Source organism: Burkholderia lata, assembly GCF_000012945.1.
Lineage (GTDB): Bacteria > Pseudomonadota > Gammaproteobacteria > Burkholderiales > Burkholderiaceae > Burkholderia > Burkholderia lata.
This window is the reverse complement of record NC_007510.1, coordinates 3,240,577-3,264,900: the sequence shown is the minus strand read 5'-3', so window position 1 is coordinate 3,264,900 and position 24,324 is coordinate 3,240,577. Positions and strand designations below refer to the sequence as shown.

The 24,324-nt window shown below is 67.2% G+C and carries 25 protein-coding genes; 14 read left to right on the top strand and 11 right to left on the bottom strand.

The window, feature by feature from the left end:
- Positions 1-48 precede the first annotated feature (48 nt).
- From lptB to kdsD, 5 genes are read right to left on the bottom strand one after another with little or no spacing between them, the layout of a single operon-like run.
- A complete protein-coding gene (gene lptB, locus BCEP18194_RS20775) occupies positions 49-825 on the bottom strand; it encodes an LPS export ABC transporter ATP-binding protein (RefSeq protein WP_011353224.1) in 777 nt (258 codons plus the stop codon).
- On the bottom strand, positions 822-1,487 hold the full coding sequence (gene lptA, locus BCEP18194_RS20770; protein WP_011353223.1) for a lipopolysaccharide transport periplasmic protein LptA: 666 nt from the start codon (positions 1,485-1,487) through the stop codon (positions 822-824). The genes lptB and lptA overlap by 4 nt, the downstream gene beginning before the upstream one ends.
- 20 nt (positions 1,488-1,507) lie before the next feature.
- Positions 1,508-2,122: an LPS export ABC transporter periplasmic protein LptC gene (gene lptC / locus BCEP18194_RS20765; protein ID WP_011353222.1), complete on the bottom strand. Its 615-nt coding sequence runs from the start codon at positions 2,120-2,122 to the stop codon at positions 1,508-1,510.
- A gap of 3 nt (positions 2,123-2,125) precedes the next feature.
- A complete protein-coding gene (locus BCEP18194_RS20760) occupies positions 2,126-2,662 on the bottom strand; it encodes a KdsC family phosphatase (protein ID WP_011353221.1) in 537 nt (178 codons plus the stop codon).
- Entirely contained in the window at positions 2,662-3,645 is a 984-nt protein-coding gene (gene kdsD, locus BCEP18194_RS20755) for an arabinose 5-phosphate isomerase KdsD (protein ID WP_011353220.1), read from the bottom strand. Before kdsD ends, BCEP18194_RS20760 begins: the two co-directional genes overlap by 1 nt.
- Before the next feature lie 125 nt (positions 3,646-3,770).
- On the opposite strand from kdsD, the gene BCEP18194_RS20750 reads away from it, so the two are divergent.
- The 5 genes from BCEP18194_RS20750 (at position 3,771) to purU (ending at position 8,921) form a co-directional block, all read left to right on the top strand.
- Positions 3,771-5,777: a monovalent cation:proton antiporter family protein gene (locus BCEP18194_RS20750; RefSeq protein ID WP_011353219.1), complete on the top strand. Its 2,007-nt coding sequence runs from the start codon at positions 3,771-3,773 to the stop codon at positions 5,775-5,777.
- Between the two features lie 82 nt (positions 5,778-5,859).
- Positions 5,860-6,426: an adenine phosphoribosyltransferase gene (locus tag BCEP18194_RS20745; RefSeq protein ID WP_011353218.1), complete on the top strand. Its 567-nt coding sequence runs from the start codon at positions 5,860-5,862 to the stop codon at positions 6,424-6,426.
- Between the two features lie 50 nt (positions 6,427-6,476).
- Positions 6,477-7,091 carry a LysE family translocator gene (locus BCEP18194_RS20740; protein WP_011353217.1) on the top strand — a complete coding sequence of 205 codons (615 nt, stop codon included), beginning with the start codon at positions 6,477-6,479 and terminating at the stop codon, positions 7,089-7,091.
- A gap of 5 nt (positions 7,092-7,096) precedes the next feature.
- A complete protein-coding gene (locus tag BCEP18194_RS20735; RefSeq protein WP_011353216.1) occupies positions 7,097-7,963 on the top strand; it encodes an NUDIX hydrolase in 867 nt (288 codons plus the stop codon).
- A 73-nt stretch (positions 7,964-8,036) separates the two neighbouring features.
- Positions 8,037-8,921 carry a formyltetrahydrofolate deformylase gene (gene purU, locus BCEP18194_RS20730; RefSeq protein ID WP_011353215.1) on the top strand — a complete coding sequence of 295 codons (885 nt, stop codon included), beginning with the start codon at positions 8,037-8,039 and terminating at the stop codon, positions 8,919-8,921.
- A 98-nt stretch (positions 8,922-9,019) separates the two neighbouring features.
- On the opposite strand, the gene BCEP18194_RS20725 is transcribed toward purU, so the two are convergent.
- Together BCEP18194_RS20725 and uvrA are read right to left on the bottom strand one after the other, a co-directional pair.
- Positions 9,020-10,105, bottom strand: a complete 1,086-nt coding sequence (locus BCEP18194_RS20725; protein WP_011353214.1) for an AI-2E family transporter — start codon at positions 10,103-10,105, stop codon at positions 9,020-9,022.
- A 252-nt stretch (positions 10,106-10,357) separates the two neighbouring features.
- Positions 10,358-13,243 carry an excinuclease ABC subunit UvrA gene (gene uvrA, locus BCEP18194_RS20720; RefSeq protein WP_011353213.1) on the bottom strand — a complete coding sequence of 962 codons (2,886 nt, stop codon included), beginning with the start codon at positions 13,241-13,243 and terminating at the stop codon, positions 10,358-10,360.
- 264 nt (positions 13,244-13,507) lie between these two features.
- On the opposite strand from uvrA, the gene BCEP18194_RS20715 reads away from it, so the two are divergent.
- The 9 genes from BCEP18194_RS20715 (at position 13,508) to BCEP18194_RS20675 (ending at position 21,338) form a co-directional block, all read left to right on the top strand.
- Entirely contained in the window at positions 13,508-14,695 is a 1,188-nt protein-coding gene (locus tag BCEP18194_RS20715; RefSeq protein ID WP_011353212.1) for an MFS transporter, read from the top strand.
- A gap of 101 nt (positions 14,696-14,796) precedes the next feature.
- Positions 14,797-15,351, top strand: a complete 555-nt coding sequence (locus BCEP18194_RS20710) for a single-stranded DNA-binding protein (protein ID WP_011353211.1) — start codon at positions 14,797-14,799, stop codon at positions 15,349-15,351.
- 119 nt (positions 15,352-15,470) lie between these two features.
- On the top strand, positions 15,471-16,019 hold the full coding sequence (gene mug / locus BCEP18194_RS20705; protein WP_041492960.1) for a G/U mismatch-specific DNA glycosylase: 549 nt from the start codon (positions 15,471-15,473) through the stop codon (positions 16,017-16,019).
- Positions 16,006-16,629 (top strand): DNA-3-methyladenine glycosylase, encoded by a 624-nt coding sequence (locus BCEP18194_RS20700; RefSeq protein WP_011353209.1) that lies wholly within the window; start codon positions 16,006-16,008, stop codon positions 16,627-16,629. Before mug ends, BCEP18194_RS20700 begins: the two co-directional genes overlap by 14 nt.
- Before the next feature lie 103 nt (positions 16,630-16,732).
- Positions 16,733-17,497: a ParA family protein gene (locus BCEP18194_RS20695; RefSeq protein WP_011353208.1), complete on the top strand. Its 765-nt coding sequence runs from the start codon at positions 16,733-16,735 to the stop codon at positions 17,495-17,497.
- 502 nt (positions 17,498-17,999) lie between these two features.
- Positions 18,000-18,584, top strand: a complete 585-nt coding sequence (gene phaP, locus BCEP18194_RS20690) for a TIGR01841 family phasin (RefSeq protein ID WP_011353207.1) — start codon at positions 18,000-18,002, stop codon at positions 18,582-18,584.
- A gap of 297 nt (positions 18,585-18,881) precedes the next feature.
- On the top strand, positions 18,882-20,063 hold the full coding sequence (locus BCEP18194_RS20685; RefSeq protein WP_011353206.1) for an acetyl-CoA C-acetyltransferase: 1,182 nt from the start codon (positions 18,882-18,884) through the stop codon (positions 20,061-20,063).
- A gap of 216 nt (positions 20,064-20,279) precedes the next feature.
- The gene (phbB, locus tag BCEP18194_RS20680) at positions 20,280-21,023 is read left to right on the top strand and encodes an acetoacetyl-CoA reductase (protein ID WP_041492959.1); all 744 of its coding nucleotides are present in this window, start codon (positions 20,280-20,282) and stop codon (positions 21,021-21,023) included.
- 108 nt (positions 21,024-21,131) lie between these two features.
- A complete protein-coding gene (locus tag BCEP18194_RS20675; protein WP_011353204.1) occupies positions 21,132-21,338 on the top strand; it encodes a hypothetical protein in 207 nt (68 codons plus the stop codon).
- 87 nt (positions 21,339-21,425) lie between these two features.
- Here BCEP18194_RS20675 and BCEP18194_RS20670 read toward each other — a convergent pair whose 3' ends face one another.
- The 4 genes from BCEP18194_RS20670 to BCEP18194_RS20655 are packed head-to-tail and all read right to left on the bottom strand — an operon-like array spanning position 21,426 to position 24,295.
- Positions 21,426-21,773, bottom strand: a complete 348-nt coding sequence (locus BCEP18194_RS20670; protein WP_011353203.1) for a hypothetical protein — start codon at positions 21,771-21,773, stop codon at positions 21,426-21,428.
- The gene (locus BCEP18194_RS20665; RefSeq protein WP_011353202.1) at positions 21,757-22,260 is read right to left on the bottom strand and encodes a hotdog family protein; all 504 of its coding nucleotides are present in this window, start codon (positions 22,258-22,260) and stop codon (positions 21,757-21,759) included. The genes BCEP18194_RS20670 and BCEP18194_RS20665 overlap by 17 nt, the downstream gene beginning before the upstream one ends.
- Complete coding sequence (locus BCEP18194_RS20660; RefSeq protein ID WP_011353201.1) at positions 22,260-23,075, bottom strand: beta-ketoacyl synthase chain length factor; 816 nt, start codon at positions 23,073-23,075, stop codon at positions 22,260-22,262. The genes BCEP18194_RS20665 and BCEP18194_RS20660 overlap by 1 nt, the downstream gene beginning before the upstream one ends.
- An 8-nt stretch (positions 23,076-23,083) precedes the next feature.
- A complete protein-coding gene (locus BCEP18194_RS20655; protein ID WP_011353200.1) occupies positions 23,084-24,295 on the bottom strand; it encodes a beta-ketoacyl-[acyl-carrier-protein] synthase family protein in 1,212 nt (403 codons plus the stop codon).
- Positions 24,296-24,324 lie beyond the last annotated feature (29 nt).

Genomic DNA, 24,324 nt, shown 5'->3' with positions numbered 1-24,324 from the left:
GCCCCGCGCGGCGATGCCGGGCGGGGTGCAGCCAGCCACGAGGAAGAGTTACATCCGGAAGTGTTCGCCGAGGTATACGCGGCGCACGCTTTCGTTTTCGATGATTTCGCTCGGCGCACCGGCGGCAAGCACCGAGCCGTCGCTGATGATGTAGGCGTGGTCGCAGATGCCGAGCGTTTCGCGGACGTTGTGATCGGTAATCAGCACGCCGATGTTGCGCTGCTTCAGGAACTTGACGATCTTCTGGATCTCGAGCACCGCGATCGGGTCGACGCCGGCGAACGGTTCGTCGAGCAGGATGAAGTTCGGATTGGTTGCCAGCGCGCGCGCGATTTCGACCCGGCGCCGTTCGCCACCCGACAGCGACAGTGCGGGGTTCTCGCGCAGGTGGCCGATCTGCAGCTCGTCGAGCAGTGCTTCGGCGCGCGACGAGATTGCATCCTTCGACAGCCGCTTGCCGTCTTCGCCGTGCTGCAGCTCGAGCACCGCGCGGATGTTTTCCTCGACGGTCAGCTTGCGGAACACGGATGCTTCCTGCGGCAGGTACGACAGGCCGAGCGATGCGCGCTTGTGGATCGGCAGCAGGCTGATCGAGCTGCCGTTCAGCGAGATCTCGCCCGCGTCGAGCGGCACCAGGCCGACGATCATGTAGAACGACGTGGTCTTGCCGGCGCCGTTCGGGCCGAGCAGGCCGACGACTTCGCCGCTCTTCACGTCGAGCGACACGTCCTTGACGACCGTGCGCGAGCCGTAGCGTTTCTTCAGGTTGCGGACGACGAGCGAGCTCGTCGTGCCGGCCGGCTGGCGGTTCGGTAGCGCGTTCATTGGCCCGGCGCCCCCTGGATCGTGGTCGACGGCGACAGCTTTGCCGGCGCGCCGTTCAGTGGCGCGGGGCCGCCGTTCTTCGGCGACAGCATCGCGCGCACGCGGCCGTTCGGGTTGCCCGGCGCAGCGACGTCCTTGCCGCCCTTCGCGGTGTAGAAGTCGCGCTGGCCGTCGTACGTGATCACGCTGCCGTGCACGGTATCTGCGATGGTCGTCGTGCCCTGCAGGCGGCGCACGGTCGCGGCGGTGGTCAGCGTGGTCAGGTCCTGCTTGCCGTCGTAGTCGATGCGCTCGGCGTCGCCGTCGATGTACTCGTCGAGGCCTTCGCGCTTCTGGCGGAACGTCGCGTGCTTCTTGCCGCTGCCGAACGAAGTGGCGTACTGATAGCCTTCCGGGTCCTGGCGCACTTCGACGCGATCGCCCTTGATGATGATCGTGCCCTTCGTGATCACGACGTTGCCGGTTGCGACCGTGACCTGCTTCAGGTCGTCATAGGTCAGGTTGTCTGCCTCGACGTTGATCGGCTTGCTCTGGTCAGCCTTCTCGGCATGGGCGAGCGGCGCCAGCCCGACCAGCGGGAGCGCCACGAGCGTCGCGGCAAGCGCGGCGCGGACGGCGCGCGCAGCGCCGCCGGAAATCTGTCGAGGGAACGGTTCGTTCATGCAGTCACGTGAGGGATGCGTCACTTGGGTTGACCTTTCGAGCCGCCGGACGTGCCCGCCGCGGCGATCGTGCCGCGCACGTTGCCGTAAAGCTCGATGACCCGGGTGACGTTGTTGTACTTCATGCCGTCGGTCGCGTTGACGAGCGACAGGCCGCGTTGGAGTTTAACCGGCTTTTCGGTCTGGATCACATCGTCATTGACGAAGATCCGGAAATGCTGGGAATCGGCCTGCATCTGCGGATCGCCGCCGCCGGCCGCGCGCAGGATACGCGCGTCGTCGTACAAGTCGACGATCGACACGTCGCCGTTGACGGTGCCGCGCTTCGAGGTGGTCGTCACGACCGGCTTGCCGGGCTGGAACGCGCGCATGGCCGGATCGGTCAAGTCGCTGTCCTCGGTGTCTTCGTAATGGATCAGATTCGCGGCCGTCAGCCGGTACTGGGTCGAGCCGGACTGGTCGAGCTCGGTGACCGAGAAGTTGTCCGCGAAATAGTCGGGCGTATGGCGCTTCGGCTGCACGGTGCCCTCGCCGGGCGGCGGCAGCGTGGCCTGCAGCAGCCACCAGGTGATGCCTGCGAGCGCGGCGACCGCGGCGAGCGGCAGCAGCTGGGTCCAGCGGAAATGCTTGTTCATCCGTCAGGCTCCGCAGGCGGCCGCGAGCAGCGCGTCGTAGCGGCGCTGCGCACGCAGGATCGCGTCGCAGACTTCGCGGACGGCGCCTTGGCCGCCGCGAGCCTCGGCCACCCAGTGCGCGCGGGCGATCACCTCAGGGTGCGCGTTCGCGGGGGCGGTCGCGAAGCCGCAGCGCAGCATCACGGGCAGGTCGGGCCAGTCGTCGCCCATGTAGCCGCACTGGTCGGCGGTGAGGCCGAGCGACGCGATCAGGTCGGTGAACACGGTGAGCTTGTTCTCGACACCCTGGAACAGGTGCGCGATCTTCATTTCCTTCGCGCGCGCCGCGACGATCTCCGAGCGGCGGCCCGTGATGATCGCGGTCGCGATGCCGGCTTCGCCGAGCAGCTTCACGCCGTGGCCGTCGAGCGAATTGAACGACTTCATCGTGTCGCCGGCCGCGGTAAACAGCAGGCCGCCGTCGGTCAGCACGCCGTCGACGTCGAAAATCATCAGCTTCACGCGGCTCGCGCGCTCGGCCGCAGTCAGCGCTGCGCTCATCAGATCACCTTCTTCGAAAACAGGTCGTGCATGTTCAGCGCGCCGATCAGCACGCCGTCGGCATCGACCACCAGCATCTGGTTGATCCGGTGGCGCTCCATCAGTTCCACGGCCTCGACCGCCAGGTGATCCGGTGCAACCGTGCGCGGGCCGCGCGTCATCACGTCGGTGATCGGCAGCGTGCGGAAGTCGCCGTCGCGCGCGAGCACGCGGCGCAGGTCGCCATCGGTGAAGATGCCCGCGACCTTGCCGTCGGCGTCGACCACGGCCGTCATGCCGAGGCGCTTCGCGGTGATCTGGAACAGCGCGTCCGACAGCGTCGCGTCGAGCCCGACGGACGGGACGTCGTCGCCCGAGCGCATCACGTCGCGCACGTAGGTGAGCAGGCGCCGGCCGAGTGCGCCGCCCGGGTGCGAGCGCGCGAAATCTTCCGAGCCGAAGCCGCGCGCGTCGAGCACCGCCACGGCGAGCGCGTCGCCGAGCGCGAGCGCGGCGGTCGTGCTCGCCGTGGGCGCGAGGTTCATCGGGCAGGCCTCTTTCGAGACCGCGGCGTTCAGGTTCACGTCGGCGAGCGTGCCGAGGCTCGATTCCGCGCGGCCCGTGATCGCGATCAGCTTCGCGCCGATCCGCTTCACGAGCGGCAGGATCGCCACGAGTTCTTCGGATTCGCCGGAATAGGAAATGCCGATGAAGACGTCGTCGGAGGTGACCATCCCGAGGTCGCCGTGGCTGGCCTCGGCAGGGTGGACGAAGAAGGCCGGCGTGCCGGTGCTGGCCAGCGTGGCCGCGATCTTGCGGGCGATATGCCCCGATTTGCCGATACCGGACACCACCACGCGGCCGCGACAGCCGAGCAGCAGCGCGACGGCCTGGACGAAGCCGCCGTCGAGCTGGTCGCGCAGTGCGCGCACGGCGTCCGCCTCGATGTCGAGCACGTCGCGGGCGAGCGCGAGCGCCCGGTCATCATTGATTTTCGCTATCATGCGCGGAGTATAGCAAAGGCGTTTGTTCGCCGCGCCGGGCCTTCGGACTCGTCCGAGGTCGCCCGACCACCGCCACCACCCGCGCCCGCATTGCCGTGGCCCCGACGAACGAGGACGCTTCGCCCGTGATTTCCCCGCTCGAAATGACCCTGCTGCTGCTGCTGGCCTCAGTGGTGGGCGTCGTCGTATTCCGCTCGTTGAACCTGCCGCCGATGCTCGGCTACCTGACCGTCGGCATCCTGGTCGGCCCGCATGCGTTCGGCATCGCGGCAGATCTGGAGCGGGCCGAGCACCTTGCGGAATTCGGCGTGGTGTTCCTGATGTTTTCGATCGGCCTCGAGTTCTCGCTGGCGAAGCTGAGGGCGATGCAGCGGCTCGTGTTCGGGCTCGGGCTGCTGCAGGTCGTCGCGACCCTCGTGCTCGCGCTCGTGCTCGGCATGCTGTTCGAGCACTGGGTACATATCACTTGGCAGGGCAGCATTGCACTCGGCGGCGCGCTCGCGATGTCGTCGACGGCGATCGTGTCGAAGATGCTCGCCGAGCGGCTCGAGATCGAGACCGAGCACGGCCGCAACATCTTCGGCGTACTGCTGTTCCAGGATCTCGCGGTGGTGCCGCTGCTGATCGTGATCGCCGCGTTCGGCGCCGAATCGTCGAAGGACCTCGCGATCACGCTCGGCTTCGCGGCCGTCAAGATCGTGATCGCGCTCACGCTGCTGCTGGTCATCGGCCAGCGCTTCATGACGCGCTGGCTCAACGTCGTCGCGCGGCGCCGCTCGCAGGAACTGTTCGTGCTGAACCTGCTGCTCGTCACGCTCGGCGCCGCGTTCATCACCGACCGCTTCGGCCTGTCGCTCGCGCTCGGCGCGTTCATCGCGGGGATGCTGATCTCCGAGACGCCGTTCCGCCATCAGGTGGAGGAGGACATCAAGCCGTTCCGCGACGTGCTGCTCGGCCTGTTCTTCGTGACGACCGGGATGTTGCTCGATCCGCGCGTGATCTGGGAGCACCCGTTCCTCGTGCTCGGTTTCTTCGTCGGGCAGATCCTGTTCAAGGGGACGATGATCGCCGGGCTCGCGCGGCTGTTCGGCGCGACGCCGGGCGTCGCGATGCGTACCGGCATCGGGCTCGCGCAGGCCGGCGAATTCGGCTTCGTGCTGCTGAACCTGATCCTCGACCGGCATCTCGTCGATTCGACGCTGTTGCAGGCGATCCTCGCGTCGATGCTGCTGTCGATGCTCGCGGCGCCGTTCCTGATCCAGAACGCCGACCGGATCGTGATGCGGCTGTCGTCGACCGAATGGATGCAGCAGTCGCTGCAGATGACGCGGATCGCGACGCAAAGCCTCAAGCAGCGCGGCCACGTGATCATTTGCGGCTACGGCCGCGCAGGGCAGAACCTGGCGCGGATGCTCGAACAGGAAGGCATTCCGTACGTCGCGCTCGACCTCGACCCCGATCGCGTGAGCGCGGCCGGGGCGGCCGGCGAATCGGTCGTGTTCGGTGACGCGGCGCGCCGCGAGTCGCTGCTCGCGGCCGGTATCCACCGCGCGGCGGCGGTGGCGATCACCTACGCGAACACGCCGTCCGCGCTGCGCGTGCTGCATCACGTGCACGAACTCGAGCCGACGCTGCCCGCGATCGTGCGTACCGTCGACGATGCCGATCTCGAGAAGCTGCTCGCGGCCGGCGCGACCGAAGTGATTCCGGAAATCGTCGAAGGCAGCCTGATGCTCGCGTCGCACACGCTGGTGCTGGTCGGCGTGCCGATGCGCAAGGTCGTGCGGCGCGTCGAGGAAATGCGCGACGAACGCTACAGCCTGCTGCGCGGCTATTTCCGCGGCGCGGACGACGCGGACGACGACGACCACGAGCAGGTGCGGCTACAATCGGTGCCGGTCGATGCGCGCGCGGACGCGGTCGGGCGTTCGCTGGAAGAACTGGGGCTGTATGCACTCGGGCTCGAAGTCACGGCGATCCGCCGGCACGGCATCCGCGGCGTCGAACCCGATCCGCAAACCAAGCTGCGCGCGAGCGACATCGTCGTGCTGCGCGGGCTGCCCGAGGCGCTCGCGCTCGCGGAGGAGCGGCTGTCGCGCCATCGGCGCGATCCGCCGGCCGCGGCTGCCTGAGCCGTGCTTGGTTTGATAACCTGACCCGTATTTATTCGAAACGGTGCCCGATCTTCGCGCACCGTTTTTTTCGGAGAGTTTCATGCCGCATTCGTCGTCGGGCGCACCGCTCGATCCGGTCGCCTTCATCCACAGCCAGATCCGCACGGTGCCCGACTGGCCGCAGCCGGGCGTGATGTTTCGCGACATCACGACGCTGCTGCAGAGCCCGAAGGCGCTGCGCATCCTCGTCGACCTGTTCGTCGAGCGCTATGTCGATGCGAAGCTCGACTATGTCGCGGGCCTCGATGCGCGCGGCTTCATCATCGCGCCGATCGTCGCGTACGAGCTGAGCGTCGGCTTCGTGCCGATCCGCAAGGTCGGCAAGCTGCCGTACAAGACGCGCTCGGAATCGTACGACCTCGAATACGGCAGCGCGACGGTCGAGATCCACGAAGACGCATGCCGCCCCGGCGACCGCGTGATCATCATGGACGACCTGATCGCGACCGGCGGCACGATGATGGCGGGGCGCAACCTGCTGCAGCGGCTCGGCGCGGAAGTCGTCGAAGGCGCGGCGATCATCGACCTGCCCGATCTCGGCGGCTCGGCGCTGCTGCGCAACGCGGGACTGCCGGTTTATACCGTCACCGAATTCGCCGGCCACTGAACGCCGGCTGGCCTGAATCCACCTGATTCCACGTTAGCAGCGAGGTCACGATGCCCAACTTCATGCTGTTTCTCGCCACGTCGATCGCGATCACGTTCGCGCCGGGTCCCGACAACCTGCAGGTGCTCGCACGCGGCATCTCGCAGGGCCGCGCGGCCGGCTTCGTCGCCGCGCTCGGCTTCACGGCCGGGATCCTGTTCCACACGACGCTCGCGGCGCTCGGCGTCGCGGCCGTGCTGCGTTCGTCGCCGGTCGCGTTCGAGATCCTGAAGCTCGCGGGCGCCGCGTACCTCGTGTGGATCGGCATCAAGGCGCTGCGCAGCCAGGGCCTCGCGAATGCGCATGCGCGTCCGCCGCAGCCGCTCGGCACGATCTTCCGGCAGAGCGTGATCGGCAACCTGATGAACCCGAAGGTCACGCTGTTCTTCGTCGTGTTCCTGCCGCAATTCGTCGATCCGCACGGCGCGCAGAGCGTGACGCTGCAGATGTTCGAACTCGGCGCGCTGTTCATGCTGCAGACGGCCGTGGTCTTCTCGCTGTTCGGCGTCGGCGCGGGCATGATCGGCGCGTGGCTGAAGCGCCGCCCGAAGGCCGGCGTGTGGCTCGACCGGATCGCCGGCGCGACGTTCATCGCGATCGGCATCCGCGTCGCGCTGAAGGACTGATCGCGATGACGTTTCCGTGCATTGCGGCCGCGCGTCGCTTCGATCCGGCCGCGCACCTGCGTTTCGAGATTGCCGGCCAGGCGGTCGGCTGGGTGCGCCGCGAGGACGTCGCGATGCTCGCCCGCTGGCCCGACGTGTTCGAGCTGACCGACGCGCGCGTCGTGCTGTCGTCGCGCTACGACTCGGTCGACGCACGCAGCATGGCGCTGGCGAGCGCGATCGGCGCGCTCGCGGCCGAAGGCGCGATTCCCGGCTGGCGCGACGAGATCTACGCGATCCGCAACCGCTTCGACGATCCGCCGCTCGCGTACATCGAGCGCGCCGCGTCGCGCTTCTTCGGTACGCAGACTTACGCGGTGCATCTGAACGGCATCGTAGAATATGCGGTTGCGCCGGGCGAGCCGTCCGCCGCGGCCGTCCCGCAGATGTGGCTCGGCCGCCGCAGCGAGACCAAGGCAACCGACCCCGGCATGCTCGACAACGTCGTCGCGGGCGGGATCGGCTGGGGCTTGGGCGTTCACGAGACGCTCGCGAAGGAGTGCTGGGAAGAAGCCGGCATTCCGCCCGAACTGGCCGCGCGCGCGATCGCGGGCCGCGCGGTGCAGGTGCTGTGCTCGCTGCCAGAAGGCACGCAGTCCGAACTGATCTTCGTGTACGACCTGCCGCTGCCGCGCGACTTCGCGCCGCGCAACCAGGACGGCGAAGTGGCCGAGCACCTGCTGGCCGGCGTGCCCGAGGTGATCGGCTGGCTGCTCGCCGGCCGCGCGACGATGGATGCAAGCCTCGCGACGCTCGACACGCTGCTGCGCCACCGCTGGATCCCGGCGGCCGACGCGGCAGGCATCGACGCACTGTTCGCACCGGCCGCGTGACGCGTGCCGCGCATGCAGCCTGGCGGCGCGAACGGGCAATTTGACGAATACGGAAACGAAGGGAGTAGCGGTCATGCCGACCGATCACAGCTTTATCTTGAAACTGTCGTGCCCCGACCGGCACGGCATCGTCCACGCGGTCTCGGGCTTCCTGTTCGAGCGCAGCAACAACATCCTCGACTCGGCGCAGTTCGGCGACAGCCGCACCAGCGAATTCTTCATGCGCGTGCACTTCGAGCAGGACGGCGGCGGCGCGGATGCCGCGACGGCGCTCGACACGCTGCGCCGGGAGTTCGCCCCGCTCGCCGAGCAGTTCGCGATGCGCTGGGAAATGCACGACGCGGCCGTGAAGCCGCGCGTCGTGATCATGGTGTCGAAGATCGGCCACTGCCTGAACGACCTGCTGTTCCGCTATCGCACCGGCCAGCTGCCGATCGAGATCCCGGCGATCGTGTCGAACCACAAGGAGTTCTACCAGCTCGCCGCGAGCTACAACATCCCGTTCCATCATTTCCCGCTGATCGGCGGTTCGTCCGATGCCGCGAAGGCCGCGCAGGAAGCGCGCGTGCTGGAAGTGATCGACGAGCACCAGGCCGATCTGGTCGTGCTCGCGCGCTACATGCAGATCCTGTCGCCGAACCTGTGCAAGCAGCTCGCCGGCCGCGCGATCAACATCCACCATTCGTTCCTGCCGAGCTTCAAGGGTGCGAAGCCGTACTATCAGGCGTTCGATCGCGGCGTGAAGCTGATCGGTGCGACCGCGCACTACGTGACGACCGATCTCGACGAAGGCCCGATCATCGAGCAGGAAGTCGAGCGCGTCGACCACAGCATGACGCCCGACCAGCTGACCGCAATCGGCCGCGACGTCGAATGCGTGACGCTTGCGCGCGCAGTGAAGTGGCACGTCGAGCACCGGGTCGTGCTGAACGGGACGAAGACGGTCGTGTTCCGCTGATTTGCTGATTGCCGGGCGTCGGCTGGCAATCACAAACAAAAACGCCGCGCCCTTCACGGGGCACGGCGTTTTTTATTGCTTCTGACGCGCGGGCTGCTTCAGATCAGCCGCAGCAGGTACAGCTCGCGCTTCAGGTACGCATAGAAGATCGGCGCGGCGATCACGCCCGGCAGCCCGAACGCGGCTTCCATGATCAGCATCGCGAGCAGCAGCTCCCATGCGCGCGACTCGATCTGGCCGCCGATGATCTTCGCGTTCAGGAAGTATTCGAGCTTGTGGATGATCACGAGGAACGCGAGCGACGCGATCGCGGTGCCCATGCTGACCGACAGCGACACGGCGACGATCAGCGTGTTCGAGATCAGGTTGCCGATCACGGGCAGCAGGCCGACGATGAACGTGACGAGCACGAGCGTTTTCGACAGCGGCAGCCGCTGGTGGAAGATCGGCAGCGCGACGAGCAGGTAGATGCCCGTGAACACCGCGTTGATCGCCGAGATCTTGATCTGCGCGAACACGATCCGGCGGAATGCGTCGGCGAAGCGCGACACGCGCGTGACGAGCGCCGTGGACAGCGGCCGGCGCACCTTGCCGTGCTCGACGCCGATCGCGATCATCGCGCCGATGATCATCCCGAACAGCACGTGGCCGAAGCCGCGCGCGACGCTCTTGCCGCTTTGCTGGAGCTGGTCCATGTGCGAGTGCATCAGCACGGCCGCCTTCGTCTTCATCTGCTCGACGTCGACGGGCAGCAGGTTCGCGATCCAGGCCGGCGTACGGGCGCGGGTCTGCTCGACGATCTGCATCAGCTGGTCGAGCAGGCTTTGCAGGTTCGGCACCGTGCGCTCGAAGTGTTCGATGATGCCGATCGTCAGGCTGGTCAGCGCGCCGACGATCACGATCGACAGCAGCACGACGGCGACCCAGCGCGCGCGCATGCTCGTGGTGTGGCGTTCGATCACGGGGGCGATCGTGTGGATCAGCTGGTAGACGAGCAGGCCGGCCAGCAGCCCGCCGAGCAGCTTGAGCTCGATCACGAGCCACATGGCAAGGATCGCGAACACATAGCTGCCGATCTCGAGTGCCGACAGCTTCGGCAGGCTGAAATCGCTCGTCAGCCGCACGCTGCGCAGGTGCGGTTCGCGATTCTGCGCGTCGCGAGACGAGTCTGGTTGCTTCTCCATTGTGGATTCCTGTCGTTCGTGTGTCATGCCGCGGAATGCGCGGCAGAGCCGTGTTCGCCCGGCGCCGCACCGGATTGGTGCGTACGGCGAACCTTACGACCGTAAAGTATAGCCGCCATTATGGTCCGCAACGGGGCCGTTTGGCGCATGGTGTAAACGCAGAAGGGAAAACGAGAAGGGGCCGGATTCGCGGTGCGGAAGGGCGCGCGCGGCCGGGCGGCCGCGCGCGGGAGGGGAGTCAGGCGGGGCGCGTCAGCCGGCCGCGACCTTGCGGGTCGTGCGCTTGAGCAGCGGCGCGAGGTACTTGCCGGTGAAGCTCGCCTTCGTCTTCGCGACCTGCTCGGGCGTGCCCTGCGCGATGATCTGGCCGCCGCCGGCACCGCCTTCGGGGCCGAGGTCGATCACCCAGTCGGCCGTCTTGATCACGTCGAGGTTGTGCTCGATGATCACGACCGTGTTGCCCTGGTCGCGCAGCCGGTGGATCACTTCCAGCAGCAGTGCGATGTCGTGGAAGTGCAGGCCGGTGGTCGGCTCGTCGAGGATGTACAGCGTGCGGCCGGTGTCGCGCTTGGAGAGTTCGAGCGACAGCTTCACGCGCTGCGCCTCGCCGCCCGACAGCGTCGTGGCCGACTGGCCGAGGCGGATGTAGCCGAGACCGACGTCGAGCAGCGTCTTCAGCTTGCGCGCGATGACCGGCACCGCGCTGAAGAACGCGTACGCATGCTCGACGGTCATGTCGAGCACTTCGCTGATGTTCTTGCCCTTGTACTGCACTTCGAGCGTTTCGCGGTTGTAGCGCTTGCCGTGGCACACGTCGCACGGCACGTAGACGTCCGGCAGGAAGTGCATCTCGACCTTCAGCACGCCGTCGCCCTGGCACGATTCGCAGCGGCCGCCCTTCACGTTGAACGAGAAGCGGCCCGGATCGTAGCCGCGCTCCTTCGAGGTCGGCACGCCCGAGAACAGCTCGCGGATCGGCGTGAACAGGCCCGTGTAGGTGGCCGGGTTCGAGCGCGGCGTGCGGCCGATCGGCGACTGGTCGACGTTGATCACCTTGTCGAAGTGCTCGAGGCCCTCGATCGCCTCGTGCGGCGCCGGCTCGGCCGACGAACCGTACAGGTGGCGCGCGACCGCGTGATACAGCGTGTCGTTGATCAGCGTCGACTTGCCGGAGCCCGACACACCGGTGATGCAGGTCAGCAGGCCGACCGGCAGCTCGAGATCGACATGCTTCAGGTTGTTGCCGTGCGCGTCGACGATGCGCAGCATCCGCTCGGGATCGGGGGCAAGCCGCTCGTCCGGGTACTCGATCGTGCGCTTGCCGACCAGGTACTGGCCGGTGAGCGACTGCGGGTTCGACTGCACCTGCTTCGGCGTGCCTTCGGCCACGATCACGCCGCCGTGCTCGCCGGCGCCCGGGCCCATGTCGACGACGTAGTCGGCCGTGCGGATCATGTCCTCGTCGTGCTCGACGACGATCACCGAGTTGCCGAGGTCGCGCAGATGCTTGAGGGTCGAGATCAGGCGGTCGTTGTCGCGCTGGTGCAGGCCGATCGACGGCTCGTCGAGCACGTACATCACGCCCGTGAGGCCCGAGCCGATCTGCGACGCGAGCCGGATGCGCTGCGCCTCGCCGCCCGACAGGGTTTCGGCGCTGCGCTCGAGCGACAGGTAGTCGAGGCCGACGTTGTTCAGGAAGGTAAGGCGCGCGACGATTTCCTTGATCACCTTGTCGGCGATCTCGCGCTTCGCGCCTTCGAGCGACAGGCCGTCGAAATAGCCGAGCGCGTCGCGCAGCGGCCAGCCGCTGATTTCAAAGATGCCGCGCGCGTAGTCGCCCGTGCCGATCCGCACGTGGCGCGCTTCGCGGCGCAGGCGCGTGCCGTCGCAGGACGGGCACGGCTGGTTGTTCTGGTACTTCGACAGCTCTTCTCGCACCGCGACCGAATCGGTCTCGCGGTAGCGGCGCTCGAGGTTCGGGATGATCCCTTCGAACACGTGCTCGCGGATCGTCGTGCGGCCGCGCTCGTTGATGTACGAGAACGGGATCGTCTGCTTGCCCGAGCCGAACAGCAGCACCTTGCGGATCTTTTCCGGCAGATCCTCGAATGCGGCGTCGATGTCGAATTCGTAGAACGCCGCGAGACTCTGCAGCATCTGGAAGTAGAACTGGTTGCGGCGGTCCCAGCCTTTCACGGCGCCGGCGGCGAGCGACAGCGACGGGTGCGCGACGACCCGCTTCGGGTCGAAGAACGTGATCTGGCCGAGGCCGTCGCATTCCGGGCACGCGCCCATCGGGTTGTTGAACGAGAACAGGCGCGGCTCAAGCTCCTGCAGCGAGTACGAGCAGATCGGGCACGCGAACTTCGAGCTGAACAGGTACTCGCGGTCGGACTCCATTTCGAGCGCGATCGCGCGGCCGTCGGCGAGGCGCAGTGCCGTCTCGAACGATTCGGCGAGGCGCTGCTTCATGTCCGGGCGCACCTTCAGGCGGTCGACGACGACGTCGATCGTGTGCTTGTCGTTCTTCTTCAGCTTCGGCAGCGACTCGACCTCGTAGATCTTCGCGACGCCTTCGTTCGCGGCGCCGCCGCCCGAGCGCACGCGAAAGCGCACGAAACCCTGCGCCTGCATGTCCTCGAACAGCTCGGCATGCTCGCCCTTGCGATCGGCGACGACGGGCGCGAGGATCATCAGCTTGGTTTCCTCGGGCAGCGCGAGCGCCGCGTCGACCATCTGCGACACGCTCTGCGCTTCCAGCGGGATGTCGTGGTCGGGGCAGTACGGCGTCCCGACACGTGCGAACAAAAGTCGCAGGTAGTCGTGGATTTCCGTGACCGTGCCGACGGTCGAACGCGGGTTGTGGGACGTCGCCTTCTGCTCGATCGAGATCGCCGGCGACAGGCCTTCGATCAGGTCGACGTCGGGTTTCTCCATCAGCTGCAGGAACTGGCGGGCATACGCGGACAGGCTTTCGACGTAGCGGCGCTGGCCCTCGGCATAAAGGGTATCGAACGCGAGCGACGACTTGCCCGACCCGGACAACCCGGTAATCACGATCAGCTTGTGGCGCGGCAGGTCGAGATTGACGTTTTTCAGGTTGTGGGTACGAGCCCCACGGATGCGGATCTGTTCCATGAACCTGGCGAAAATGGAGGGAACCAAACCTGCTACTATAACGGCTTTTCGAGGCCGTCGTTTGGGGTCCCCAGCCTTAGCAGCAGGTGGCAGCAAGATGGCGCCTGCGCCGGGAAAGCGGCCGCGCCGCGCGGTTCCGGGCGGCCTGCGGGCTGCCTGAATCCTGCCCCGACGTGTTGCCGGCCAAGCCTCCCGGGCCGCTGGTCCTGATCTTCCGCCGCCCGGTGTCGGGCGGTCATTCCGATCATTCGAAATTCATTCCCGATGTCCAATCCGTCTGCCACGTCTTCCCGCATGACTGCGCCCGAATTGCGCGCGACCACGTCGCTCGCGGCGATCTTCGCGCTGCGCATGCTCGGCCTGTTCATGATCATGCCGGTGTTCTCGGTCTACGCGAAAACCATCCCGGGCGGCGACAACGTGCTGCTCGTCGGTATCGCGCTCGGGGCCTACGGCGTCACGCAATCGCTGTTCTATATCTTCTACGGCTGGGCGTCCGACAAGTTCGGCCGCAAGCCGGTGATCGCCACCGGTCTCGTGATCTTCGCGATCGGCAGCTTCGTCGCCGCGTCCGCGCATGACATCACGTGGATCATCGTCGGCCGCGTGATCCAGGGGATGGGCGCGGTGTCGTCCGCGGTGCTCGCGTTCATCGCCGACCTGACCTCCGAGCAGAACCGCACGAAGGCGATGGCGATGGTCGGCGGCTCGATCGGCGTGTCGTTCGCGGTCGCGATCGTGGGCGCGCCGATCGTGTTCCATTGGGTCGGGATGAGCGGGCTGTTCGCGATCGTCGGCGTGCTGTCGATCCTCGCGATCGGCGTCGTGCTGTGGATCGTGCCCGACGCAGCGAAGCCCGTGCACGTGCCCGCGCCGTTCGCCGAGGTGCTGCACAACGTCGAGCTGCTGCGCCTGAACTTCGGCGTGCTGGTGCTGCACGCGACTCAGACGGCGCTGTTCCTTGTCGTACCGCGCCTGCTCGTTGACGGCGGCCTGCCGGTCGCCGCGCACTGGAAGGTCTACCTGCCGGTGATGGGGCTCGCGTTCGTGATGATGGTCCCGGCGATCATCGTCGCGGAAAAACGGGGCAAGATGAAGCCGGTGCTGCTTGGCGGCATCCTGGCTATCCTGATCGGCCAATTGCTGCTGGGCAGCGCGCCGCATACCATCCTGATTGTGGCAGCGGTTCTTTTCGTCTACTTCCTCGGTTTCAACATCCTGGAAGCGTCGCAGCCGTCGCTCGTATCGAAGCTCGCGCCCGGTTCGCGCAAGGGCGCGGCCACAGGTGTTTACAACACCACGCAGTCGATCGGGCTCGCGCTCGGCGGCATCGTGGGCGGCTGGCTGCTGAAGCACGGGGGCGCCAATACGGTGTTCTACACGTGCTCGGGGCTCGTTGCCGCGTGGCTTATAATCGCGGCCAGCATGAAAGCGCCGCCGCGCAAGGCCTGAACTCATTTCGGGCAGGTACCGGCGGCGTTCGCCGGCTTGCCCGGCGGGCCGCACCGACAGCATGAGCGGGCGGCCCGGCATCGAATTTACTGGAGAAACACATGGCATCCGTCAACAAGGTCATCCTCGTCGGCAATCTCGGCGCCGATCCTGAAGTCCGTTACCTGCCGAGCGGCGACGCGGTTGCGAACATCCGTCTCGCAACGACCGACCGCTATAAAGACAAGGCGAGCGGCGATTTCAAGGAAATGACCGAGTGGCACCGCGTCGCGTTCTTCGGCCGTCTGGCGGAAATCGTCAGCGAGTACCTGAAGAAGGGTTCGTCGGTCTATATCGAAGGCCGCATCCGCACGCGCAAGTGGCAGGGCCAGGACGGCCAGGATCGTTACTCGACCGAAATCGTCGCCGACCAGATGCAGATGCTCGGCGGCCGCGGTGCGGGCGGCGGCGGTGGCGGCGGTGACGAAGGCGGTTACGGCGGCGGCTACGGTGGTGGCGGCGGCGGTGGCCGTGGCGAGCAGATGGAGCGCGGCGGTGGCGGCGGTGGTCGTGCCGGCGGCGCAGCGCGTGGCGGTGCAGGCGGCGGCGCGCAAAGCCGTCCGAGCGCACCGGCAGGCGGCGGCTTCGACGAGATGGACGACGATATCCCGTTCTGATCGGCAAGTCGGCATCCGCATCACGATGGGCCCGAATGTCCGAGTCAAGCCAGTTGCTTGGCCCGGGTCTTCGGGCCTTGTTTCGTTTACGTCGATGTTCCTTGCGCACCAGGCAAAACGTGGCTGACGAACTTCCCGACCTCATCGCGCCGCAACTCGACGTGCTCTTCTGCGGGATCAACCCCGGCCTGACCGCGGCCGCCACCGGCCATCACTTCGCGGGGAGGAGCAACCGCTTCTGGCGCGTGATCCATCTCGCGGGCTTCACGCCGGCGGAAATTTCGCCGCAGGACGATCACGCGATTCTTCAATATGGCTGCGGCCTGACGGCGGTGGTGAAGCGGCCGACCGCGAGCGCCGACCAGCTTTCGCGCGCGGAATTCGTCGCCGCGGCTGCCGAGTTCGAGCACAAGGTGGCGCGTTATGGGCCGCGCTTCGTCGCTTTTCTCGGCAAGGCAGCGTACTCGGCGCTTTCCGGGCAGCGGGAAATCGAGTGGGGATTGCAGCCGGCCCGGATGCAGGGATCGAGCGTCTGGGTGCTGCCCAATCCCAGCGGGCGAAATCTCGCGTTCAGTCTCGACGACCTCGTCGACGCATATCGTCAGCTTCGTCTGCAGGTGAAGGCCGGTTCCGGTCTTCAACCGGAGGGGCAGGATGCGGCGCGGTGACCCCGCGCCTCGGTGGCCGGGCGCCGTGCTGCCGCGCGCATTCTTCGACCGCGTCGCCACCGACGTCGCGCCGCAACTGCTGAACAAGATCCTTGCGGCCGCGGACGGCCGGGCCGGGCGGATCGTCGAAGTGGAAGCCTATGCCGGCGCGATCGACCCGGCCGCGCATACCTATCGCGGCAAGACGCCGCGCAATGCGACGATGTTCGGGCCGCCGGGGCACCTGTACGTCTATTTCACCTATGGCATGCACTGGTGCTGCAACTGCGTGTGCGGCCCCGATGGCACGGGAACGGGCGTGCTGATCCGTGCGCTCGAGCCGCTGCAAGGGCTCGAACGGATGCGTGCGGCACGGCCGCCGCAGACGCGCGATCGCGACCTGTGCCGGGGGCCGGCGCGGCTGACCCAGGCGATGGGGATCGGCGGCGCGCAGGATGGGGTCGACCTGATCGGCGCGCACGAAGGGTTCGCGATCGTCGACGACGGCAGCGCGCCGCCCGCCGATCTGGCGGGCGGGCCGCGCATCGGCATTCGCGTCGGCACGGATCTGCCATGGCGGTGGAGCGTGCCGGGCAACCGGTATGTGTCGGGGCCGGTGACGCGCCGCTGATACGGCCCCGTGCCAAGATGCGCACAATTCGACCTGCGTCACGCGACCGCCACAATTGACCGGCTAAGCTTGTCTTTTCGACGTGTTCGATCGAGGAGACACAATGCGGCGGGTCGTATTCAACCAGAAGGGCGGCGTGGGCAAATCGACGATCGTCTGCAACCTGGCGGCGATCAGCGCGAGCGAAGGGCTGCGCACGCTCGTCATCGACCTCGATGCGCAGGCGAACTCGACGCGCTACCTGCTCGGCGACGCCGCGCCCGACGCGCAGCCGGGCGTCGCCGATTTCTTCGAAACCGCGCTGACCTTCAACTTCCGCCCGGTCGACGTCGCGTCGTTCATTCATCCGACCCCGTTCGAAGGGCTCGACGTGATGCCTGCGCATCCGGAGCTCGACACGCTGCACGGCAAGCTCGAGTCGCGCTACAAGATCTACAAGCTGCGCGATGCGCTGAACGAGCTCGACACCTACGACGCCGTGTACATCGACACGCCGCCCGCGCTGAATTTCTATACGCGCTCGGCGCTGATCGCGGTCGAGCGCTGCCTGATCCCGTTCGACTGCGACGATTTCTCGCGCCGCGCGCTGTACACGCTGCTCGAGAACGTGAAGGAAATCCAGCAGGACCACAACGCGGCGCTCGAGGTGGAAGGGATCGTGATCAACCAGTTCCAGCCGCGGGCGAGCCTGCCGCAGCGCCTGGTCGACGAACTCGTCGAAGAAGGGCTGCCGGTGCTCGCGTCGAGGTTGTCGGCGTCGGTGAAGATTCGCGAGTCGCATCAGCAGTCCAAACCGGTGATCCATCTGGAACCCGGGCACAAGCTCGCGCAGGAGTTCCTCGCGCTGCATCGCGAACTGGCCGGCTGATCCCGCGCCTGCCTGACGAACCCGCGGCCGCATCATGCGGCCGTTTTTTATTGCGACCCGCAATTCATCCGATCATTGATTCCGTCATTAATAATCCCGAAAACGATTTCATAATAAATCCAGAAAAAACGATTACATAAGTGACCACTCCATTTTCAATGTGCTCCGGTTTTCTAATAAACGGAATAATGGATTGGTAAATGTTGCGCGACGTCATGACCCGGTATCCTGTAAAAAGGTAAAAATGCATTGCGGGACAGAGTGATGCGCGGCCTCGTCTGCGATGTCGGCGCATCATGGGTTCCAGCGGTCACTTCTGATTAGATTAAGGGTTTACACCTAGTATTAATGCCATTTAATTGACAATTAATCGATCTAGAATGGGCTCCTTCAGCTTCCCGTACTCAAATAAGTGACGGGTTGTCAATAAGGAAGTCTGCTGTCGATCCGGCTTCCCATTTTCCTTACGTCGTCTCTCGCATTGCTAACAGGAGCGTGCCCGATGTCCGTATTTGCCCCCGAAAAACTCAACGCCGAATATCAATCCGGTATCGCCGCGTGGTTTGCGATCGCCCGTCCGGCGATCCAAGGTTTCGAGGCTGTCGTCGAACTCAACCTGCAAGCGGCCCGGACGGCGCTCGAGGAATACGAGGACAAGCTGAAGAACGCATTCAACAGCAGCAACCCGGCCGCGGGCTTCGCACAGCAGGTCGCCGCGCCGCAGGAAGCGGCCGGCAAGGTCGTGTCGTACGGCCGCCATCTGTTCGACATCGCCGTGTCGACGCAGTCCGAATGGGCGAAGGTCGCACAAGCGCAATACGAACAGAACGACAAGCGCCTGAAGGACGCGCTTGGCGAACTGTCGAAGCACGCACCGGCCGGCTCGGCGCCGGTGGTGGCCGCGCTGAACTCGGCGCTGTCGGCGGCGACCGCCGCGGCCGATTCGGTTCGCGCCGCGACGGGCCAGGCGATCGAAGCCGCGCAGAGCGGTTTCGACGCGGTCAGCGAAACGGCAACGCGTGGTGCGAAGCAAACGGCTGCCGCCGCACGCAAGGACGCAGCGGCCGCACGCGAATCGGCTGCGTAATCGCGTAGCCAAGCCAAGCAAGCACGTGTCGCGCATGAGCGCGACACGATTGATCGGCGCCGGATGGCGCCAGACGCCGCGTGTGCCGCGTGGCGTCCGGCGCACGTCCGGTTTGCCGGAAGACGCCGGTGAACCGGCGAGCCGTATCGGTGTGCCGCCCGTTCGAACGGGTGCCGCGCGCCGTACGGCGGCGTGCGACCGCCATCGCGCCCGACGGCCCGAGATGCGCGATCGCCAGCCGAGGCCGGCTCGCGCCGGCGTCAGAACGACGAACTGATTTCGATGCAGGAACTGGACATGACGGATGTAGTGATCGTATCGGCCGCGCGGACCGCGGTCGGCAAATTCGGCGGTTCGCTTGCGAAGATTGCGGCGCCCGAACTGGGCGCGACGGTGATCCGCGCGGTGCTGGAGCGTGCGGGCGTGAAGCCCGAGCAGGTGAGCGAAGTGATCATGGGCCAGGTGCTGACGGCCGGTTCCGGGCAGAACCCGGCACGGCAGTCGCTGATCAAGGCCGGGCTGCCGACGGCAGTGCCGGGGATGACGATCAACAAGGTGTGCGGCTCGGGCCTGAAGGCCGTGATGCTGGCGGCGAACGCGATTGTCGCGGGGGATGCCGAGATCGTGATCGCGGGCGGCCAGGAGAACATGAGCGCGTCGCCGCACGTGCTGCCGGGCTCGCGCGACGGGTTCCGCATGGGCGACGCGAAGCTGGTCGACACGATGATCGTCGACGGCCTGTGGGACGTGTACAACCAGTACCACATGGGCATCACGGCGGAGAACGTCGCGAAGGAGTACGGGATCACGCGCGAAGAGCAGGACGCCTTCGCGGCGCTGTCGCAGAACAAGGCGGAAGCCGCGCAGAAGGCCGGCCGCTTCAACGACGAGATCGTGCCGGTGGCGATTCCGCAACGCAAGGGCGAGCCGCTGCAGTTCGCCACCGATGAATTCGTGCGTCACGGCGTGACGGCGGAATCGCTGTCCGGGCTGAAGCCGGCATTCTCGAAGGACGGCTCGGTGACGGCGGCGAACGCGTCGGGGCTGAACGACGGTGCGGCGGCGGTGCTGGTGATGTCGGCGCAGAAGGCGGCGGCACTCGGCCTGACGCCGCTGGCGCGGATCAAGGCGTATGCGAACGCGGGCGTGGATCCGAGCGTGATGGGCATGGGCCCGGTGCCGGCCTCGCGCCGGTGCCTGGAGCGCGCGGGCTGGACGCCGGGCGACCTGGACCTGATGGAGATCAACGAGGCGTTCGCGGCGCAGGCGCTGGCGGTGCACAAGCAGATGGGCTGGGACACGTCGAAGGTGAACGTGAACGGCGGGGCGATCGCGATCGGCCACCCGATCGGCGCGTCGGGCTGCCGGATCCTGGTGACGCTGCTGCACGAGATGGCCAAGCGCGATGCGAAGCGCGGGCTGGCGTCGCTGTGTATCGGCGGCGGGATGGGCGTCGCACTCGCGGTCGAGCGCGCCTGAGCAGGGTCTGACGTACATTCCGCGTACGGCGCCGGCCAGCGCCGCACGCGGGCGAAGCGGATTTCGCGCACGACAAGCAGTCAATAACAAGCGCGAGGTGCCGGTGCGTGCCGCGCCCGCGACGCGGGCGGCTGCGCATCGAAGCGGTGGGGCGGCAGCCTGAGCGATGCCGTCGCCCCGCCTTCATCGATTACTTTCTTGTCGGTAATTTATAGGATGACTAAGCGAATTGCAGTTGTGACTGGTGGAATGGGCGGCCTCGGCGAAGCGGTCAGCATCAGGTTGAACGACGCGGGCCACCGGGTAGTCGTCACGTATTCGCCGAACAACACCGGCGCGGACCGCTGGCTGACCGAGATGCACGCGGCCGGTCGCGAGTTCCACGCGTACCCGGTGGACGTGGCCGATCACGATTCGTGCCAGCAATGCATCGAGAAGATCGCGCGGGACGTCGGCCCGGTCGACATTCTCGTGAACAACGCGGGCATCACGCGCGACATGACGCTGCGCAAGCTCGACAAGGTCAACTGGGACGCGGTGATCCGCACCAACCTCGATTCCGTGTTCAACATGACGAAGCCGGTCTGCGAAAGCATGGTCGAGCGCGGCTGGGGCCGCATCGTCAACATCTCGTCGGTGAACGGCTCGAAGGGTTCGGTCGGCCAGACCAACTACGCGGCCGCGAAGGCCGGCATGCACGGTTTCACGAAATCGCTCGCGCTCGAGATCGCGCGCAAGGGCGTGACGGTGAACACGGTGTCGCCGGGCTACCTCGCGACGAAGATGGTCACGGCGATCCCGCAGGACATCCTCGACTCGAAGATCCTCCCGCAGATTCCGGCGGGCCGGCTCGGCAAGCCCGAGGAAGTCGCGGCGCTGGTGGCCTACCTGTGCTCGGAGGAGGCCGGCTTCGTCACGGGCTCCAACATCGCGATCAACGGCGGGCAGCACATGCACTGACCCGCAGCGGCCCGGCGGCGTGCGCGCACGTGGCGGGCCGCGTTCCGCAATATCCAGTGCCAGGGCGGCGGCAGACGCGCCGCTTCGGCTTCGCATTCCGGAGAAGGCATGGGCGACACCTGGATGGGACTCGCGATCGGCGGCACGGCACTGGCCGTCGCGCTGACGATGGCGGTCTCGCTCTACTGGCTCGAGCGGCGCCGTGCGCGTCTGCTGCGGAACTTCGATCATCGCGATTGCTGGCTCGTCGCGTACGGCAAGTGCTTCGCGCGCGTGCGGGCCAGGCCGGCACGCCGCATGCGCGGCGCGCGTTGACGGCGGCATTGCGGCAGTGATGCGTCACGATTGACGAGCGGTCACGCATCGCGCGCAGGCCTCCGGCGATGCGCGCGATGCCCGTGGTCAATCGCTCTTTTCGCTCTTTCCACCCGACTCGCCCGAGTCGTTCTTGTGGAAGATCCGCTTCGTCGTGCGCTTGGTGGCATCCCAGCCTTCGCGCGACGCGTGTGCGACCCCGTGCCCGACCGCCTTCGCGGCGCTTGCGGTTGCGTGGCCGAAGCTGCGGGCCGCCTCGCCGGTCTTGTGCGCGGCTTCCTTCGAATCGCGCTTGATGTCCTGCTTCACTTCCGACATGTCCGCGTGCGCGATCGGGCTGATCAGCGCCAGAACGAGCGCGGTGCCAATGAACTGACGAACTTTCACGACCTGGTTTCCTTCTCTTGAGTAAGCGGCTTCATCGAGGATTCGCATCGCCGGCTGGCGCCGGGCGAAACGCGCCGGACGTCGATGCATCCAGCATCACCGCCGCGCGGCCGGACAGCAGCACGCGATCGCCACAGCGCAGCGCGAAGCCGTACAGCACCGAGCGGGCGTCGCCGCTCACGCGCTCCGCTTCGACGACGAGCGGCTGCGCGAACGTGTCGAGCCGGTCGACGAACGCGTCGACGTTGCGCACGCTCGCGAGGTAGCCGACGCGCGGGCGCGCTTCATGCGCACCGAGCAGCGCGCCGTGCACGGCCATCGCCTGCGCCGCGTATTCGATGCCGCAGACGGAGGCGAGCCGGTCGTGTGCGCGCAGCGGGTTGTGCGGATCGCGGTGGCTCGTCGCGGTGCAGCGGATGCGGTCGGCATCCCATGCGTCGACCGTATCGAGCATGCACATCGCGCCGTCGTGCGGAATGTGCGAGGCGATCCACGCGTGGTTGAGCGGCGGCGCGAGCGGGATCGTCGCGGTCATCACGCGCGCTCCGTGAACGTATCCGGCATCGCGACGTCGACTTGTACGCGTGTGTCGGCCAGGTAATCGAGCACGACGCGCGTCGAACGCCGTGCGGCGAGCGCGTCGAGCAGCGGCAGCACGCGCGCGGCCGGATTGCCGGCGCGCAGCGTGTCGAGCTCGGCATGCGCGAGCGTCGTGGCGGGCGCGTCGGTGAGTTGCACGTCGATACGGGCGAGCGCGCGTTCGCTCGGTTCGGGCGCGAGCACGAGGGCCACGCCGAATGCGTCGCCGATCGGGCGCACCGCGCGCAGCGGTTCAGGATAGTCGGTGTCGTACGCGATCAGCAGGCTCGGCACGCGATCGACCACGACCTGGCACAGGCTTTCGAGCAGGCCCGCGGCAAAGCTGCCGTCGTGCGCGCACAGCACGTTCGACGTCGCCATCGCGCGGGTCGCGATGCTCCAGTAGCCGGCCGGTGCGTTGTGCACGGAATTGTGGAAGCGCGTCGGCGACAGCTGGCGATCGTCACCGGCGAGCGTCTCGCAGATCGCGTGGCAATTCTGGCCGTCGCCGCCCGATGCGCTGAACACGGTCGCGAGCGTCGCGGCGTCGCGTCCGCTCGCGGCCACCGCTTCGTGGCCGGCCGCGAGCGCCACGCGCACGACGGGGCCGGTGCGGCGCCGCTCGGCCGACGGCAGGCCGGCTGGCGGCGGCAGCTCGGTGCGGGCGGGCGCATACGGTGCGTGGCCCGCGAGCACGTCGGCCGCGTGCGGCCAGTCGGTCAATCCGGGGCCGATCAGGCCGATGCTTTCGATGAAGGCGGTGAGTGTCATGGCGGGCCTCAACGGCGTGCGTGGTCGGCGCGGCCGAGGATCAGGCTGCAATTCGTGCCGCCGAAGCCGAACGAATTGGAGAGGACGGCACGCACGCGCGCATCGCGGCTTGCGAGTACGTAGTCGGCGGCGAGTGCCGGGTCGGGTTGCGTCGTGTTGACGCCGGCCGGCACGAACTGCTCGCGCAGCGCGAGCGCGGCGACGACCGCCTCGAGCGCACCCGCCGCGCCGAGCGTATGGCCGGTCGCGCCCTTCGTCGAACTGCACGGCGTGCTGGCAAACAGCGCGCCGATCGCGCGGCTTTCGGCCGCGTCGTTGCTCGGCGTCGCGGTGCCGTGCAGGTTCACGTAGTCGATATCGTTCGCGCCGAGACTGGCGGCCGTGAGCGCCTGCTCGATCGCGACGCGCGCGCCGAGCCCGTCCGGATGCGGCGACGACATGTGATGCGCGTCGCTCGATTCGCCGATGCCGAGCAGCAGGATCGCGTGGGCGTCGAGTGCGGCGGGCGAGTCGGGCACGCGTTCGACGAGCGCGAACGCGGCGGCCTCGCCGATCGAGATACCGTCGCGCGCGACGTCGAACGGACGGCACGGCTGGCGCGACAGCAGTTCGAGCGAATTGAAGCCGTACAGCGTCGTCAGGCACAACGAATCGACGCCGCCGACGACGGCCGCGTCGATCAAGCCTGCCTCGATCATGCGGCGCGCGGAGCCGAACACCTTCGCGCCGGACGAGCAGGCGGACGAGATCGCCATCGCCGGCCCGCGCAGCGCGAGAAACGCGCGCACGAATGCGGCCGGCGAATACGGGTTGTGCGTGTGCGCGTAGCGGAAGTCGGCAGGCAGCGCGCCGCTTGCCGGATCGCGGCGCTGATAGGCGTGCTCGGTTTCGAGGATGCCGGCCGTGCTCGTGCCGATGAACACACCGACGCGCGCTGCACCGTAGCGCGCGACAGCCGCCGCGACGCGTGCGTCGAAGTTGTCCTGCGTGAGGCCGAGCTGCGCGAGGCGGTTGTTGCGGCACGCGAAGTCGGCGAGGTCGGCCCGCACGGGCTGCGCATCGACGCCGTCCACCGCGCCGATCCACGTGTCGAGATCCGCATGCTCGAAGTCGCAGGGCTGGAGCCCGCCGCGCGCGTGGCGCAGCGCATCGAGGGTCGCATCGAGGCCGCGGCCGATGCAGCTGGTGGCGGTGAAGTGCGAGAGCAGGAGAGGTTTCACGAGGGTCGCATCCGGTGGCCGGAACGGGC

What these genes read in the sequence shown, in the direction of transcription:
- lptB (WP_011353224.1), bottom strand. Translation starts at nt 825, where the DNA reads ATGAACGCGCTACCGAACCGCCAGCCGGCCGGCACGACGAGCTCGCTC.
- lptA (WP_011353223.1), bottom strand. Translation starts at nt 1,487, where the DNA reads ATGAACGAACCGTTCCCTCGACAGATTTCCGGCGGCGCTGCGCGCGCC.
- lptC (WP_011353222.1), bottom strand. Translation starts at nt 2,122, where the DNA reads ATGAACAAGCATTTCCGCTGGACCCAGCTGCTGCCGCTCGCCGCGGTC.
- BCEP18194_RS20760 (WP_011353221.1), bottom strand. Translation starts at nt 2,662, where the DNA reads ATGAGCGCAGCGCTGACTGCGGCCGAGCGCGCGAGCCGCGTGAAGCTG.
- kdsD (WP_011353220.1), bottom strand. Translation starts at nt 3,645, where the DNA reads ATGATAGCGAAAATCAATGATGACCGGGCGCTCGCGCTCGCCCGCGAC.
- BCEP18194_RS20745 (WP_011353218.1), top strand. Translation starts at nt 5,860, where the DNA reads ATGCCGCATTCGTCGTCGGGCGCACCGCTCGATCCGGTCGCCTTCATC.
- BCEP18194_RS20740 (WP_011353217.1), top strand. Translation starts at nt 6,477, where the DNA reads ATGCCCAACTTCATGCTGTTTCTCGCCACGTCGATCGCGATCACGTTC.
- BCEP18194_RS20735 (WP_011353216.1), top strand. Translation starts at nt 7,097, where the DNA reads ATGACGTTTCCGTGCATTGCGGCCGCGCGTCGCTTCGATCCGGCCGCG.
- purU (WP_011353215.1), top strand. Translation starts at nt 8,037, where the DNA reads ATGCCGACCGATCACAGCTTTATCTTGAAACTGTCGTGCCCCGACCGG.
- BCEP18194_RS20725 (WP_011353214.1), bottom strand. Translation starts at nt 10,105, where the DNA reads ATGGAGAAGCAACCAGACTCGTCTCGCGACGCGCAGAATCGCGAACCG.
- uvrA (WP_011353213.1), bottom strand. Translation starts at nt 13,243, where the DNA reads ATGGAACAGATCCGCATCCGTGGGGCTCGTACCCACAACCTGAAAAAC.
- BCEP18194_RS20715 (WP_011353212.1), top strand. Translation starts at nt 13,508, where the DNA reads ATGTCCAATCCGTCTGCCACGTCTTCCCGCATGACTGCGCCCGAATTG.
- BCEP18194_RS20710 (WP_011353211.1), top strand. Translation starts at nt 14,797, where the DNA reads ATGGCATCCGTCAACAAGGTCATCCTCGTCGGCAATCTCGGCGCCGAT.
- BCEP18194_RS20700 (WP_011353209.1), top strand. Translation starts at nt 16,006, where the DNA reads ATGCGGCGCGGTGACCCCGCGCCTCGGTGGCCGGGCGCCGTGCTGCCG.
- BCEP18194_RS20695 (WP_011353208.1), top strand. Translation starts at nt 16,733, where the DNA reads ATGCGGCGGGTCGTATTCAACCAGAAGGGCGGCGTGGGCAAATCGACG.
- phaP (WP_011353207.1), top strand. Translation starts at nt 18,000, where the DNA reads ATGTCCGTATTTGCCCCCGAAAAACTCAACGCCGAATATCAATCCGGT.
- BCEP18194_RS20685 (WP_011353206.1), top strand. Translation starts at nt 18,882, where the DNA reads ATGACGGATGTAGTGATCGTATCGGCCGCGCGGACCGCGGTCGGCAAA.
- phbB (WP_041492959.1), top strand. Translation starts at nt 20,280, where the DNA reads ATGACTAAGCGAATTGCAGTTGTGACTGGTGGAATGGGCGGCCTCGGC.
- BCEP18194_RS20675 (WP_011353204.1), top strand. Translation starts at nt 21,132, where the DNA reads ATGGGCGACACCTGGATGGGACTCGCGATCGGCGGCACGGCACTGGCC.
- BCEP18194_RS20670 (WP_011353203.1), bottom strand. Translation starts at nt 21,773, where the DNA reads ATGCGAATCCTCGATGAAGCCGCTTACTCAAGAGAAGGAAACCAGGTC.
- BCEP18194_RS20665 (WP_011353202.1), bottom strand. Translation starts at nt 22,260, where the DNA reads ATGACCGCGACGATCCCGCTCGCGCCGCCGCTCAACCACGCGTGGATC.
- BCEP18194_RS20660 (WP_011353201.1), bottom strand. Translation starts at nt 23,075, where the DNA reads ATGACACTCACCGCCTTCATCGAAAGCATCGGCCTGATCGGCCCCGGA.